General features: G+C 41.1%; 16 protein-coding genes. 2 read left to right on the top strand and 14 right to left on the bottom strand.

The genetic code is table 11. The features are described from left to right. Positions 1–46: 46 nt before the first annotated feature. The 11 genes from flgL to degS form a co-directional block, all read right to left on the bottom strand. Positions 47–943, bottom strand: coding sequence for a flagellar hook-associated protein FlgL (flgL, locus tag DIC78_RS13370; protein ID WP_106019635.1), 897 nt, complete (start codon positions 941–943; stop codon positions 47–49). Positions 944–952: 9 nt separating this feature from the next. After that, positions 953–2476, bottom strand: a complete 1524-nt coding sequence (gene flgK, locus DIC78_RS13365; protein ID WP_095712911.1) for a flagellar hook-associated protein FlgK — start codon at positions 2474–2476, stop codon at positions 953–955. Between the two features lie 18 nt (positions 2477–2494). Next, entirely contained in the window at positions 2495–2977 is a 483-nt protein-coding gene (gene flgN, locus DIC78_RS13360; protein WP_106019636.1) for a flagellar protein FlgN, read from the bottom strand. A gap of 15 nt (positions 2978–2992) precedes the next feature. Beyond that, positions 2993–3259 carry a flagellar biosynthesis anti-sigma factor FlgM gene (flgM, locus tag DIC78_RS13355; RefSeq protein WP_106019637.1) on the bottom strand — a complete coding sequence of 89 codons (267 nt, stop codon included), beginning with the start codon at positions 3257–3259 and terminating at the stop codon, positions 2993–2995. Positions 3260–3338: 79 nt separating this feature from the next. Beyond that, positions 3339–3758: a TIGR03826 family flagellar region protein gene (locus DIC78_RS13350; RefSeq protein WP_024123026.1), complete on the bottom strand. Its 420-nt coding sequence runs from the start codon at positions 3756–3758 to the stop codon at positions 3339–3341. A 73-nt stretch (positions 3759–3831) separates the two neighbouring features. Then, the gene (locus DIC78_RS13345; protein ID WP_127696434.1) at positions 3832–4554 is read right to left on the bottom strand and encodes a phosphoribosyltransferase family protein; all 723 of its coding nucleotides are present in this window, start codon (positions 4552–4554) and stop codon (positions 3832–3834) included. Further along, positions 4518–4814 carry a late competence protein ComFB gene (comFB, locus tag DIC78_RS13340; RefSeq protein WP_024123028.1) on the bottom strand — a complete coding sequence of 99 codons (297 nt, stop codon included), beginning with the start codon at positions 4812–4814 and terminating at the stop codon, positions 4518–4520. Before comFB ends, DIC78_RS13345 begins: the two co-directional genes overlap by 37 nt. A 56-nt stretch (positions 4815–4870) precedes the next feature. Beyond that, positions 4871–6265, bottom strand: a complete 1395-nt coding sequence (gene comFA / locus DIC78_RS13335; protein ID WP_106019638.1) for an ATP-dependent helicase ComFA — start codon at positions 6263–6265, stop codon at positions 4871–4873. 106 nt (positions 6266–6371) lie between these two features. Continuing rightward, positions 6372–7217 carry a DegV family protein gene (locus tag DIC78_RS13330; protein ID WP_106019639.1) on the bottom strand — a complete coding sequence of 282 codons (846 nt, stop codon included), beginning with the start codon at positions 7215–7217 and terminating at the stop codon, positions 6372–6374. A 96-nt stretch (positions 7218–7313) separates the two neighbouring features. Next, positions 7314–8003 (bottom strand): two-component system response regulator DegU, encoded by a 690-nt coding sequence (degU, locus tag DIC78_RS13325; RefSeq protein ID WP_003219701.1) that lies wholly within the window; start codon positions 8001–8003, stop codon positions 7314–7316. A gap of 82 nt (positions 8004–8085) precedes the next feature. Then, the gene (gene degS, locus DIC78_RS13320; RefSeq protein WP_024123030.1) at positions 8086–9243 is read right to left on the bottom strand and encodes a two-component sensor histidine kinase DegS; all 1158 of its coding nucleotides are present in this window, start codon (positions 9241–9243) and stop codon (positions 8086–8088) included. A 216-nt stretch (positions 9244–9459) separates the two neighbouring features. On the opposite strand from degS, the gene DIC78_RS13315 reads away from it, so the two are divergent. Together DIC78_RS13315 and DIC78_RS13310 are read left to right on the top strand one after the other, a co-directional pair. Continuing rightward, positions 9460–10113: a YigZ family protein gene (locus tag DIC78_RS13315; RefSeq protein ID WP_044159478.1), complete on the top strand. Its 654-nt coding sequence runs from the start codon at positions 9460–9462 to the stop codon at positions 10111–10113. After that, positions 10113–11291, top strand: coding sequence for an LCP family protein (locus tag DIC78_RS13310; RefSeq protein ID WP_024123032.1), 1179 nt, complete (start codon positions 10113–10115; stop codon positions 11289–11291). The genes DIC78_RS13315 and DIC78_RS13310 overlap by 1 nt, the downstream gene beginning before the upstream one ends. Positions 11292–11362: 71 nt before the next feature. Here DIC78_RS13310 and DIC78_RS13305 read toward each other — a convergent pair whose 3' ends face one another. The 3 genes from DIC78_RS13305 to tuaG all read right to left on the bottom strand — a co-directional run bounded on the left by DIC78_RS13305 (position 11363) and on the right by tuaG (position 14560). Beyond that, complete coding sequence (locus DIC78_RS13305; RefSeq protein WP_010332075.1) at positions 11363–12439, bottom strand: glycosyltransferase family 4 protein; 1077 nt, start codon at positions 12437–12439, stop codon at positions 11363–11365. A 143-nt stretch (positions 12440–12582) separates the two neighbouring features. After that, the gene (gene tuaH / locus DIC78_RS13300) at positions 12583–13773 is read right to left on the bottom strand and encodes a teichuronic acid biosynthesis protein TuaH (protein ID WP_106019940.1); all 1191 of its coding nucleotides are present in this window, start codon (positions 13771–13773) and stop codon (positions 12583–12585) included. 28 nt (positions 13774–13801) lie between these two features. Next, positions 13802–14560: a teichuronic acid biosynthesis protein TuaG gene (gene tuaG / locus DIC78_RS13295; RefSeq protein WP_106019640.1), complete on the bottom strand. Its 759-nt coding sequence runs from the start codon at positions 14558–14560 to the stop codon at positions 13802–13804. Between the last annotated feature and the right edge of the window lie 2 nt (positions 14561–14562).

Here is a 14562-nt window from a genome sequence, read left to right as displayed (position 1 = left end):
CACTCTACCTCCTAAACTATAAAAAAAGCGAACTCCTGAGAGCCGCTTACTTTAAAAAGTCGATCAATGTAGGCTGAACAATTTGCGCATTTACAGCCAGAGTAGCCCTGTGCACGCTTTGCTGCGCAATAAATTCAGTTATTATTTCTTCCAGTTCTACGTCTTCATTGTCTGACAACACTTTTGTAGCTGTTTCTTCTTGAGCTGAAAGTCTTGTATTAATCAGTTCAAGACGATTATATCTCGCTCCAATATCAGATCGTTCTGAACTCATACCGTCAGAAAATTGATCAATATCATCTAAAACGCTGTCTATACCGTCCAAAGAACCTGAATTAAGTGCTGTCTCAAATGAATTTAGCATTTCAAACACATTTTGTCCGCTTCCAGAAGTACCGCCAAAGGCTGCCTTCGGATCTGAGTTTACCTTTAATGACATATTATCCGATATATTGACAATAACGTCAGCCGTATCAGAAATCGTATAAGTTCCGTCACCGTTGTCTTTAACTGGAGGTGTATCTGAATTAGTGCCATTGAAGATATATCTGCCGTTCACTTGTGTATTAGCAATATTTAAGAGCTGTTCTTTTAATTGTTTTACTTCTACACCAATAGCTTGCAATTCTGCTCCACCATTTGTGTCATTCTTAGCTTGAACAGCTAACTCTCTGACCTTTGACATAATGTCAATTCCTTCAGTAATGTTTGTTTCTGTGTTTTCAAGCCAAGTAAAGGCTTGAGAAGCATTACTTTGGTATTGCTGAACTTGAGATAACTGCGTATTGTACTTTAAGCTTTTCATAGCTACTACAGGATCATCGGAAGCTTTTGAGATTTTTTTTCCGGAAGAAATCTGTGATTGAAGTTTATCCAGCTTTGAGTAGCTTGAACCGATATATCTCAATGAGTTTTGCTGAATCATGCCTTGTGTTACTCTCATTTGATCTACCTACCTTCCCCCGACACCCATGCCATTAATTACTTTATCAAGGATTTCGTCTTGTAACGTTACCATTCTTGCGGCAGCATTGTATGCGTGTTGGAATTGAATCATATTGGTCATTTCTTCATCTAAAGAAACAGCGCTCATTTGCTGACGGTTTATGTCTGCATCATTCAGCTGTGTTTCTGTATTAGATGCCAGCCGATTCGCCTCTTGAGCTTTGATCCCCAGCTCGCCAATGAGACCAGCATAATAATCTAGCACACTCGTTTCTTTTCCGTTAATGGTGATGTCCCCAGTTAACACATTTGCTAAATTCGTTGCGTTTGAATTATCGTTTGCTGCTCCAGTAAGTGAGAAAGCGATATTCGCGCCTTTTGAATCTTTTATGCTGTCAGTGACTTTAATCTTACCTGCTGCGCCTTTTGCCGGCTCAGTTTCACCCCCGGTAAAATCAAAAAAGTCCCCGCCTTGTTCACCGCTCTCTGTCAGACCATTTCGGTGTACTTCATTGAAAGCTTTTGCAAATTCGAGCGCCATATTATCAAGATCTGAAAGCATCTCCGGATATATGCCCTTTTCTTTGCCGTCTGCCGTGACATATCCATAAGACTGTATAAATCCTAACAGTGATCCATTGCTGCTGAACGACTCAGCTTGAACCGCAGTGTCTCCAATTGAAATGCTTGTCACTAAGCCCGTTTCATTATCATAGTTAGCTTTCAGCTCTGAAACCTCATAATTTTTTCCGTCCAGAACAGTTCCCAGCGACTGTTTATTTTTATCCAGGATTTCGATCGATACAGTTCCTTCCGAAGAAGCAAGCGCATTCCCGCCTGATTTGTTGTAGCTCACTTTGACATCAACAATTGAAGATAATTTATCAATCAGCAAATCACGTTGATCGTATAAACCATTCGGAAGCAGACCGACTGGTTCTACCTGTGCAATTTGCTTATTGAGACTGTTTAATTGAGATAGCAGTGAATTAACATCTAGTACACTAGTATCTAGTTCTGCTTTTAAATTTGATTGAACTTTTGTAAGGGACTCAGAAATATGATTAAACGTATCAGCAACAGCCTGTCCTTTTTGAGAGACAACAGAACGCGCACTGTCCTCATTTGCATTATTGGATAGTTCTTGCAGAGAATTCCAAAATGAATTTAGCACACTGTTTAATCCGCTGCCACCAGTCTCATTCATAATCCCTTCCATTTGGGACAGGGCTTTAGCCTTCGTGTCATAATATCCAGAACTGCTGTTTTGGAGGCGGTATTGGTAGTCAAGAAAGATGTCTCTGATTCTTTCAACTGACTTGCCTTGTACACCCGTTCCCATTTGTCCCGCAGTTTTTTCTGCATTTTTTGATACAGCAGGGAAATAGTCCGTTGCCTCTAATGAGACTCGCTGTCTTGTATAACCATCAGTATTGGCATTTGCCACATTATTTGCAGTAGTGCTTAACGCTGCTTGCTGAGCGCTTAACGCCCGCCTTGCAGTTTCAAGACCCATAAAGGTAGATGTCATATTCTGAATTCCTTTCTGCTAAGCTTTTGAATCAAAAAGTTTCATCCGGCTGCTCTTTGGAAGCTCAGCTTTAATTGATTTGCTGTAATTGAAATTATTTTCCTTAGGAACCAGCATATCGTACGAAATAGAGATGAATTGCAGCGCGTCTCTCGTCAACTGCCTATTCATCTCATTCACTTCTTTCAGATGTCCGAGAACGTTAGAAAGAGCTTCATATAGTTGTTCCAGCTCTTCCTTTTCACTGCCTGAAGTTTTGGCGATACAAGCAGAAATGGTGTTATTTTCGCTGAATCCGAGAAAGGCGGAAGTCGCTTTGATCCGGTCATCTTCTGTCTGCCCGATAGCTTGAATATACTTTTGTTCCTTTGTCAAAATGTTAGAAAGCTCTTTTGTTTTGCCGGCTTTGAGCGCTTCCGTCTTTTCCTCAGACAGCGTGAGCAGATGCTCATGCAGAACGCAAAGTCGCTTCAATTGTTCAATAATTGGCTTTGCTGACATGGGCTTTCTCCTTTTTTATTGCTTTTTATAAAAATTAATCATATTTTTCGCTATATGATTTGCGTCTACTTTGTATGACCTGTTTTCAATTTGCGCTTTAAGCTGCTCAATTTTTTCCTGGCGTGAACCAGTGACTGCGTCGGATGCATTTTGCAGTTCCTTAGCCTGTGATGAAATTTCAATTTTATCTTTAGGCTGTGCAGCAGTTTTTTGCACCGCTTGCTTTTCATAATTTTTTTGGTATGGATTAACGGATTGTGTTCCAAATTGATTGATTTTCATAGGATTCCTCTCGCTTTCCGTTGCAGTCTTTAAACAATCTAACCCTTTTATCGACTGCGTTTTCAGTTAGTTTAGGGAATCAGCTGTTTTTGGTATTATAGGCATAGTATGTGTCTTTTTTACTATTTTCCCGTTCTGTTTTCAATGCGGATTCTTGGTTCAGATGATCTATTTGATCCTTTATATCGGACTGGCAAGCCTTGCAGAACTTGCCTTCCCTAATCGATGTCCCGCACCTTTCACAAGGGTATGCCAAATTCGGCAGATGAGTAATTTGGATTCGCTTTTGCCTGATGAATTTTAAAATCAGCTCTTCCTCCACACCTGTTTCCTCAGTTATGCGGCTCAGTGTTGATTGCCTGTTTTCCTGTTTCCTTAAAAATTTATACACAGTCTCAAATGATTTTTCTTCTTCCTTAATACACGCCTGACACACGGTTTGCAGCTTTGTTTTTAAAAATAAAGCATTGCATTTCGGACAATTCGCCAGTTCACCCATCATGTTTACTCCTTATTCATTAATATGCCTGCAGTAATTTCTAGACATTATATCGGCACAAAAATTGAATCATTTAGCTTCTCACTAAGGTAAAAGATGACACAGAACCAGCTTTGCCTTTCTCCAATAAACAGCGGGCAGCATAGTGCAAAGTGGCGCCCGTAGTATAAAGATCGTCGATTAAAACGATATCCATACCCTCAACGGAGCTGTTTTTTGTTTCAAAAACATGCTCTGAAAGCAGGCGCTCCGTTTTCTTTTTCTTAGACTGCTTTTCATTATTCAGGCGGATGAGAGGATTGAGGATGGGCCGGTTTAAGCATTCAGCAAGCATTTGTGACTGGTTAAAGCCGCGTTCTGCTTTCCGTTCTTCGCTTAACGGAATGGGAACGAGCACAAGGCGTTTATCTGGGTAGACAGCAGAGAATTCTGAGGAAAAGTCATTTTTAAAAGCGCTTATTATCGCTGCATCTCCCCTGAATTTCATTCGGGCGAGCGTTTCTTTCATCATGTCATTATATAAGTAAACAGAACGGTTTTGACTGAGCCTTAAGCCGTCATCTATTCTTGATTTCCATGCCTCGCAATCCGCACACACTTCATGAGCGGTTTGAGGCCTGCCGCAAAGCGGACAGATAGCCCCTTTGATGATCTGTAATTTGTTTCTGCAGAACTGACAGACCCTGTCGTCAGGTTTTAATAAGAATAGTGAGCACCATGAAACAGCTTGAGAAAATTGTGAATCACATAATAGACAGATCAGTTTTTTAGAGCCTCCTCCTGTCTCGTTTCGCATTGATCACTCGGATTCTCCGATACCACAGCAGCTGCTTCAGCCAAAATCACAAGCATAGCCGTGTTTTTCTGTTTATCTACCAGCTCAGCTTTCGTATATGCAATCTTTTTTAAATCAGTGACGTAAGCTGGTCTTACTTGGTTTAAAGAAAGTGCAAGTACATCATTTTTGCATACTTGGCAAGTGCAGGTCATATGAAGCTGATCCATATATCGGTCAAGAAGTTCTTCCATCATGATTTCTTTTGAATTGACAAGCATTTTTACAGCTCCTCATTAGTTATATGAGTATACTGTATCATGTTTTTAAATATTAACTAGTCTATCAATTTATTTTTTAAAGCCAATTCATTCATTATTTTTATATGTTTTCTTGCCTCAATCATACTCTTTGTTTTTCCGAAGTGAAAATAAATGACATCGCCGTCTGCATGTTCTTTATGCCGTCCTGTCCTTCCCGCGATTTGCACAAGCGCGCTTTCCGTAAAGATGGGCGATTCTGCCCCTAAGATGCCTGTTTGGACCATAGGAACTGTGACACCTCTTTCCAATATTGTTGTTGTGATTAACAGATCAAACTGACCGTCTCGAAATTGCTGCACTTTTTCTTTTCTGAGCTTATCTTCCGCATGTACAGCCGCTGTTCGATAATTCATGTTTTTAAAACAGGAAGCAGCTTTTACCAGAACAGAAATGGAAGGAACAAATAAAAAAACGGGCTTTCCTTCTTTCACATGCTGTTCTATCCATCTTTTTACCGCATTTGGGATTTTGTTTCGGGTTAATTTCTTTTTCCAGTTTCCGCACCACTGAAAGCGCGGTTCAGGCAATGGCTTCCGATGGTATCTGGCCGGTATGCGAACGGATTTTAACTCACCTTTATACGTTTTTCTTTTTAATTCTTTAGGAGGTGTTGCGCTTAGATAAACAAGAGTGCTGTTTTTCTTTCTCGCTTTTTGAACAGCGAATTGAAGAGTTTGATCAGCGGAATATGGAAAAGCATCCACTTCATCAACGATCATGACGTCGAATGCGTCTTTATAACGCAAAAGCTGATGGGTTGTGGAAATCATAAGCGGAGATAAACGCCCTTTGTCATCACTTCCTCCGTATAGAACTGAAATATCAGCACCCTGAAATGCAGCCTTCAGTCTCGGAGCAAGCTCTAATACAACATCGGTGCGCGGGGTCGCAATACAAACACGCAGTCTTAGATTTAATGCCGATTCTATACCCGGGAATAATAATTCAGTTTTACCTGCGCCGCAAACAGCCCAAATAAGGAGCTCTTCTTGCTTCGAAATTGCTTCAATTAAGACGTCAGCGGCCTTTTGCTGTCCGCTTGAAAGCTTTCCATCCCAAGTCAGTTTTATAGGCTTCCAGTTTGCCTCTGCCTCCTTGCACCAGGAATATAAAGAAATATCCTCACTCACTCTGCCCATCATGACACAAGAGCGGCAGTATACTTTATCTTCTCCTGATGAATGATACGAAGAAAAATACTGTTGATCATTTTGACCGCATCTATTGCATCTATATCCCCATTTATTTTTTGATATAGACTCCTCGGCAGATATATAACCATGCTCGATATGCCAATCAATGATCTCGTCAGAAAATGGGATTTCTGTTTTAAGCAGATGACGGCCCTGAAGCTGCTGCTGCAGTTCTTTAGAGAATGGGCTGTTCGATTCTGATGTCTTAGTCTGCATAGTACGGCCTCCTTGCGAGATATTATGCCGGAATGAAAATATTCTGTCTAACAGCTAAAAAGAGAATATAAAAAAATCTCCGCTTCTAAAACGGAGATTTCATCATTTATTTAAAACACCAGCAGATTCCTATTGCACCTTCACCAAGATGAGTGCCTATAACCGCACCAAAGTAGCTGTTATAAAAATCAACATGCGGATATTTTGCAGAGAGCTCTTCAATAATACTCGATGCTTCTTCTTCTCGATTAGCGTGAATAACGGCAGCTTTCATCGGCATGCCCTTACTCGCGTCTTCATCTAAAAGCTCGTAAATCCGCGAAATTGCTTTTTTGCGTGTGCGGATCTTCTCAAAAGGCACAATTACCTTATTGTCAAAATGCAGAATAGGCTTTACCTTGAGAAGACTCCCAATAAAGGCTTGAGCACTGCTTAATCGTCCGCCTCGCTGAAGATGAGTTAAATCATCCACCATAAAATATGCCCGAACGGTTTTTTTCATTTCTTCCAGTTCTTTTATAATGTCTTCCGGCGATGACGCTCCATTTCTGATCAATTCAGCTGCTTTCAGAGCATAAAAACCTTGAGCCAGACAGCTGATCTCTGAGTCAAACGGGTATACTTCAATATTATCGACCATTGTATTCGCTGCAGCTGCACTGCTGAACGTTCCGCTAATTCCGCTAGAAAGATGAATACTGATCACCGCATCATATGACTTGCCGAGCTCTTCATACAAAGCAACCAGCTCGCCGATCGCAGGCTGAGAAGTGGATGGAAGCTCTGTATGCTTTTTCACTTCTTGGTAAAAGCTTCTCCAGTCCATTTCTGTTTCTTCATGATATGTTTCATCCCCAAAAACAACCTGGAGAGGAATCATGTGTATATGATTTTGTTCACGCATTTCTTTTGGAATATATGCCGTACTATCTGTTACTACTGCAATATTCATAGCTTCGTTACCTGCCTTATCAATTTATGACTCTATTGTAAGGGAAACAGAAGCCTAAAAAAAGACCTGCCTCAAAAAGGCAAGTCCAATTTCATGCTATCTCATTTCTACCCAACCATTTTTAATGGCGACCACCACGGCTTGCGTCCGGTCGTTTACATTCATTTTTTGTAAGATATTGCTGACATGGTTTTTAACAGTTTTTTCACTGATAAACAATGATTCACCGATGCCGCGGTTGCTTTTTCCGTCTGCAAGCATTTGCAGCACTTCACATTCCCGTCTTGTTAAAATATGTAATGGTCTGCGAATCTCTGGATAGACCTCATGCTGAGGATGAGCAGAAACTCCGCTTGTTGCAAGACGTCGGAATTCGTTTACGAGGTTGTGAGTAACCTTCGGGTGAAGGTAAGAACCGCCCTCGGCAACTACTTTAACCGCTTCAATTAGTGTATCAGCATCCATCTCTTTCAGCAGATAACCTCTTGCACCTGTTTTCAGGGCATGTGTTACATAATTCTCGTCATCGTGAATTGATAGAATAATTACTTTAGATTCAGGATACAGCTCTACAAGCTGCTTTGTAGCTTCCACGCCATTTACGTTCGGCATATTGATATCCATGATCACGACATCAGGATGATAGTGCTCAACGATACGAGCCGCTTCATCTCCGTCGTCTCCTTCCGCTACCACTTCAAAGGTAGGTTCAAAATCCAATATCCGCTTAACACCTTCACGAAATAACTGATGGTCGTCGATAATAACAATGTTTACTTTAGTCACAAGCCACGCCTCCTTGTATTATTGTTCTATATACTCTGGTATTCGGTCAATATGCCTTTTGGCTCTATTTTACAAATCATAGTCAAAGAGATAACGGAACCTTAATCATGATAAATGTCCCAAGACCTATTTTTGAATCTATAGTCATGGTCCCTTCCAATAAATCTACTCTTTCTTTCATTCCAAGCAAGCCGAATGATTTGTTTTTCTTCTCTTTCGCTTCCTTCAGGTCAAATCCTTTGCCGTTATCTTTTATCATTAAAATCACAAAATCCTTTGTAATCTCAACTTTGACTGTAATTTCTTCAGATCCAGAATGCTTTAACGCATTGGATACAGCTTCCTGTGCGAGTCTGAAGAGCGCAACTTCAAACTGAGGCGCGAGTCGTTTGTCCTCCGTATCGCCGATGCACTGAAAATGTATTTTCACCTTACCGTTATATTCTTCGGTTGTATATAGATATTTCCGCAAAGTTGGAATCAGGCCTAGGTCATCAAGGGCCATCGGTCTTAAATCATATATAATCCGTCTCACTTCGTAAAGAGCATTCCGCACATTTTGGCGGAGATTTTTGATTTCCTGGAATCCGTCTTCAGCGCCTCGGTCTCTGAAAATCCGTTCAATTAATTCCGATCTCATCATAACATTTGCCAGCATTTGTGCAGGGCCATCATGAATTTCTCTCGAGACTCTTTTTCTCTCTTCTTCCTGCGCTTCAATAATTCTCAAGCCAAAATCCTGTTTTGCCTGCGCATCAGCAAGAAGCAGCCCAACCTCCCGAAGATCCTGATTCAGATAGTTCAGCACGACCGTAATCTGGCTCACTAGTGATTCTGAGCGTTCGATGATTTCCTGAAGGCCTAACAGTCTGCGTTCCAAATCGTCCCGGCGTTCGCGCAATTGCTTTTCACGCTGCTGGATCATCGTCAGTTCTACTTGCAGCTTATGGGCTTTTTCATAAGCGTTGCGGATTTCTTCTTCACTGAATCTATGAAAATTGCGGCTGACCTCGGATAAACGGTTTCGCGCATGGCGGGTTTGCACTTCAAGTTTATCACCAAGCTCGATGACTTCATAAACCTGCTGTTTAATTTGTTTCAGTTCTTCGACCAGCTGTTCATACTGCTGGCGTGACTGCTCCCCGATTTGAAAAACCTCATCCTTGCTCCCGTCAACGGTTTTCAGCATCTTCATCAAAATAGAGTCCAGAACTTTGGAATCCATCTTTGTTTTATTCATAATTTCCCTCCGTCACGGTGTTGTCATATATTTTTATTATAAATGTAATTGATCTGCAAATTGTGTCGAATTATAATGAAAGAATGCGTATATTCTAGAAAAAAACAATTTTATGTACCTTCTTACTCTTTATGATAACAAAATACGCACAAAAATTCTAAAGACTGTACGAATTTGTATAGGCGGTCTTTTATGCTTAGCAGGGGGTCAGCAAGCATGCTGCACAGCTATTTTACTGTGAAAGAAGCAGGAGAACACGAGATTGTTATAGAAAAATCGCGTTTTATCTGTCATTTAAGCCGTGTTTCTACCGAACAAGAAGCACAGGAATTTATACAGAAAATAAAGAAACAGCACTGGAATGCAACTCATAATTGCTCAGCTTACGTAATTGGCGAAAACGATCATATCCAAAAAGCCAATGATGACGGAGAACCGAGCGGCACCGCAGGAGTACCTATGCTCGAGGTGCTAAAAAAACGCGGACTTAAGGATACTTGTGCTGTCGTTACGCGTTACTTCGGCGGCATAAAGCTGGGAGCAGGCGGTTTAATCCGCGCTTATGGGAAGTCAGTGTCTGAAGGATTAAACCATATAGGTGTTGTAGAACGGAAGCTTATGAGGGTTATGCATACTTCCGCAGATTATACTTGGCTTGGCAAGATTGAAAATGAATTAAGGGAATCACCTTTTCTATTAAAAGAAATTCATTATGCAGAAAACGTAGAATTCGAAGCATATGTAGAAGAAAAAGAAACACAATCGTTTTCTGAGTGGATGACAGAGTTAACAAATGGAAAAAGTGATATTACAGAGGGAGAGTTGACGTATCTTGAAAAAGCCGTCAATCACATAAAGGAGACTGAATAATGGCTGAACGCGTTAGAGTGCGTGTGCGCAAAAAGAAAAAGAGCAAACGCAGAAAAATTTTAAAAAGGATTATGTTGTTGTTCGTCCTTGCATTATTGGTAGTTGTAGGTCTCGGAGGATATAAACTATATAAAACCATTAACGCTGCGGATGATTCATACGATGCGCTTTCCCGCGGAGATAAATCAAATCTTCGCAGTGAAGTTGTAGATATGAAGAAAAAACCATTTTCTATTTTATTTATGGGAATCGAAGATTACGCGACAAAAGGACAAAAAGGGAGATCTGACTCTCTTATTGTAGTTACCCTTGATCCAAAAAATAAAACCATGAAAATGCTGAGCATTCCGCGCGATACACGTGTGCAATTAGCAAGTGACACAACCGGCAGCAAAACAAAGATCAATTCCGCTTACAGCAAAGGCGGAAAAGATGAGACTGTTGAAACTGTTGAAAACTTCTTGCAAATCCCAATCGATAAATATGTAACAGTCGATTTTGACGGATTTAAAGATGTTATTAATGAAGTTGGCGGTATTGATGTAGATGTACCTTTCGACTTTGATGAAAAAAGCGATGTGGACGAAAGCAAACGTATTTATTTCAAAAAAGGCGAGATGCATTTAAATGGTGAAAAAGCCTTGGCGTATGCCCGCATGAGAAAGCAGGATAAACGCGGAGATTTCGGCCGTAATGACAGACAGAAACAAATTTTAAACGCGTTGATCGATCGGATGTCCAGCGCAAGCAATATTGCAAAAATTGATAAAATCGCAGAAACAGCCAGTGAAAACGTAGAAACCAATATTCGCATTACTGAAGGTTTAGCCTTACAGCAAATTTACAGCGGCTTTACCAGCAAGAAAATTGACACGCTGTCAATTACTGGTTCTGATTTGTATTTAGGGCCTAACAACACGTATTATTTTGAACCGGATGCTGCGAATCTGGAAAACGTCAGAAAAACGCTTCAAGAACATCTAGATTATGTTCCTGATACGAGCAGTTCAAGCACTGACAGCTCCAGTACCGATGGCTCAACATCAGACAGCACTGGCAGTTCAAGCACTGACGGAAGCACTGCAACAGACGGCACTACGAGCGGAAGCGGCTACACAAATGACAGCAGCACAAGCTCAAACGGCACAACAAATTCAACAACTGACTCATCATATTGAAAAAAAGCCCGGTCCTTTAACGGATCGGGCTTTTTTGCGCAGAAAAAACACCGGCTCATAGAACCGGTGTTTTAATTTCTTTTCACAAGACGTTTATAGAATTTTGTAAATGGCTTAAAACGTTCATTCACGAGTCCCGTAACTTCTGCTATTATTTGCATAAATATAATTAAGATAAAGATAATAAACAGGGAAAGCCAAATTGTAGCGCTTTTCAGCACGATTGCACTGATGCTGAAAATAAATCCAATCAGATAGATGACAATGACCGACATCCGATGTGAAAGGCCAAAGGCCATCAGCCTATGGTGAATATGTGATTTATCGGGCGCTGAAATCGGCTGTTTGTTTAGTATCCGTCTTATGATTGCAAATGTTGTGTCAAAAATCGGCACGCCTAATATAATAATCGGAATGACAATACTGAACAATGTTACGCTTTTATACAGCCCTAACAATGAGAGAATGGAAATGACATACCCTAAAAACAGTGATCCCGTATCCCCCATAAAGATTTTTGCCGGATGAAAATTGTAGAACAAAAATCCGAGCGTACTTGCGATAACAACTAATGAAAGTGACAGAATGAGTACTTTTCCGCCAGATAGCGCCATAACTGCAATCGTGGACAGGCCGATAACAGAAAGACCTGCCGCAAGGCCGTCCAATCCATCAATCAGGTTCATCGCGTTTGTGATGCCGACAATCCATAATACAGTCAGCGGATATGCCATCCAGCCCAATTCAAATCGCTCAGCTAAAAAAGGTACTGAGAAAAAGTCCATTTTTAAGCCTGTGCTTACAATCATAATAGCTACGGCTAATTGAATGATAAATTTAACTTTTGCGCTTAATTGATATTTATCGTCAAGAATTCCCAACACAATAATGATAAATGCCCCGACTGTGATAGCCGTCATTCTTGTTTCTGTGTATATACCGGATACAAGCACACCTGTAACCACCCCGATAAATATGGCCAGCCCGCCCATTCGGGGCATGATTTTATCATGTACTTTTCGATTGCCGGGCTGATCAACTGCACCTATTTTAATCGCAATCCTTTTTACGATTGGGGTTATGATTAAAACCGTTAGCAGCGAGACAATAAACGCAACAACAATGCGAATCATGCGTTCGTCAAGCATAAAGAAGTCTCCTTTGGAATTATATGAAGTCTTTATTTATATAGAGAACCGTTCCTTCCATTATACCTTCTCCTTAGTTATTATAACAAGCTTCATCAAAAAGAAACACGTATAATCAAAAAACGCGCATCCCAATTAAAGGACTACGCATGTTTTTGAATGCCTGTATATTTCATGATTTGTTTGAATAAAACATTCCAGTCTTGTGTGCGGGCAATGTTTCGCCGCATCTCTTTGTATGTCTCGTCTCCGTCTTTTTCAAGCACTTTCTCGCACGCAGCTATAAAATCATTATGGTCATTGCCTTCCATATATTCGTAAATATACGGTTTTTGCATTTTAGAAGTTGACGGAAGGTTAGAGCCGACGACCGGCTTTCCTGCTGCTAAAAATTCAAATAGCTTAAGCGGGAAAACCGCTTGGTTATAGGATGACTTTTTATAAGGCATAATACCGACATCAATCAGTTCCATAAAGTGCGGAACTTCTTTCGGATCTGCCGGCCCCGTCCATATCACATTGGAAAGCTTCAAAAGCTCTTGAAACGCTGTGTCACCATTGGTGGCGTCCGGGCCGACCCATAAAAATGTCCAATCAGGTTTTCTCAGAGCTGCTTCTTCAATCAATTTAAAATCCAGCTTTGGTTTAATCCCGCCGATAAACCCCAGTACAGCCCCTTCTCTTCCCTGCAAGATGCTTCGATCGGGAACCGCTTTATGTTCTGAAAACAGGTCATATTCAACACCGTTTTCAACGGTATGAACCTTTTCTTGTCCCGCTGTCAGCTTTTTGTCAACTTCATTGTGCAGGTACTCCGATGAACAAGTAATGGAATCGGCACGCTCGATAATTCGCAGCTCCGCTGTTTTGATGACTTTCCGCCTGAACTCGGAAAGCATATTGGAACGTCCGCTGATCGGCGCCGCCCACAAGTCACTGCAATCATAAATCACCTGATCCCAAGGATACAGGGAAGACAGCAGCGGGAATCCGGGAAACGTGTACCATAAGCAGCAGCGTTCACCTCTGGCTGAAGCGGATTTCAGCTCTTCTAATAAAGGTGAGAGCTTATGCTTATAAAACACATCGGTATACCGTCCGAAGCGAAACATTTTCTTTTGCAGTAAGTCCTTTACGGCAAACTGCCGGATGCCGGATTGAACTTGCTGCAATTCCATCCTTTGGGTGCGCGGAGCCGGGCAGACCCAGATGACTTCCTTTGTTTCTTCCTGAGCAGCTAAAAATTCAGCCAATCGATGCCGTCTGTACCTCAATTGATCTTTTCCCCATTCAGCAGTAGCCACGATGACGTGAATCATTGCTTTTGTTTCCACCTTCATCACCTTTTCTCTCTGTTTGCGGTTATAGTCTTTTTTTCACCGCGTTTTTCGCATATTGAACAAAACACCATGTCGCTTTCATTAAATGGAGCCGTTCGATCTCTCTGTAGACAAACCATGTTTTTTTTGCAGCCTTCCATTTGTTGCTTGAAATCGAATTATTGACAAGCCGGTATTCAGCTAAACACTCATTCATTCCGTATGCTGTAAAACCCTTTTTTAAAAGAGACAGCCATGTTGCCAAGTCTTGCCTCGTTCTAATATTCGGCATTTGGATCTGTCCCGTCTGTTCCCTGTCAATCATCACCGTTAGACAGCCGATAATGGTATTTTTAAGAGCATCATCATATGTCAGGCTTTCGGGAGCATGAATGAATTTATCCATCGGCACCCCGTCCTGCGACATTAAACTGTAGCCTGTAAAGGAAAACGCACAGGACCGCTCCATCATAAAATTAAGCTGCCTTTTCAGTTTGTCTTTTTTCCATTTATCATCACTGTCCAAAAATGCCACATAGCGTCCTTGAGCATGTTCCAGCGCTTTATTTCTTGCTATCGCGGCTCCGCTGTTCTCTTCCAGAAAGATCACATGAATTCTTTCATCTATCTTCTCATACTGCTTTAAAATGTCGCGTGTGCCGTCCGTTGAGCAATCATCCACGATAATCATTTCCCAATGAGGGTAGCTCTGATCTAACACTGAATGAATCGTGTCTTCAATATAGTCACGCGCATTATAAGAAGGTGTAATGACAGATACGAGAGGTTTCCAGTTGGTCATGA

This window comes from Bacillus halotolerans (genome assembly GCF_004006435.1).
Classification (GTDB): Bacteria; Bacillota; Bacilli; order Bacillales; family Bacillaceae; genus Bacillus; species Bacillus halotolerans.
This window is presented reverse-complemented; position numbering and strand designations above follow the sequence as displayed.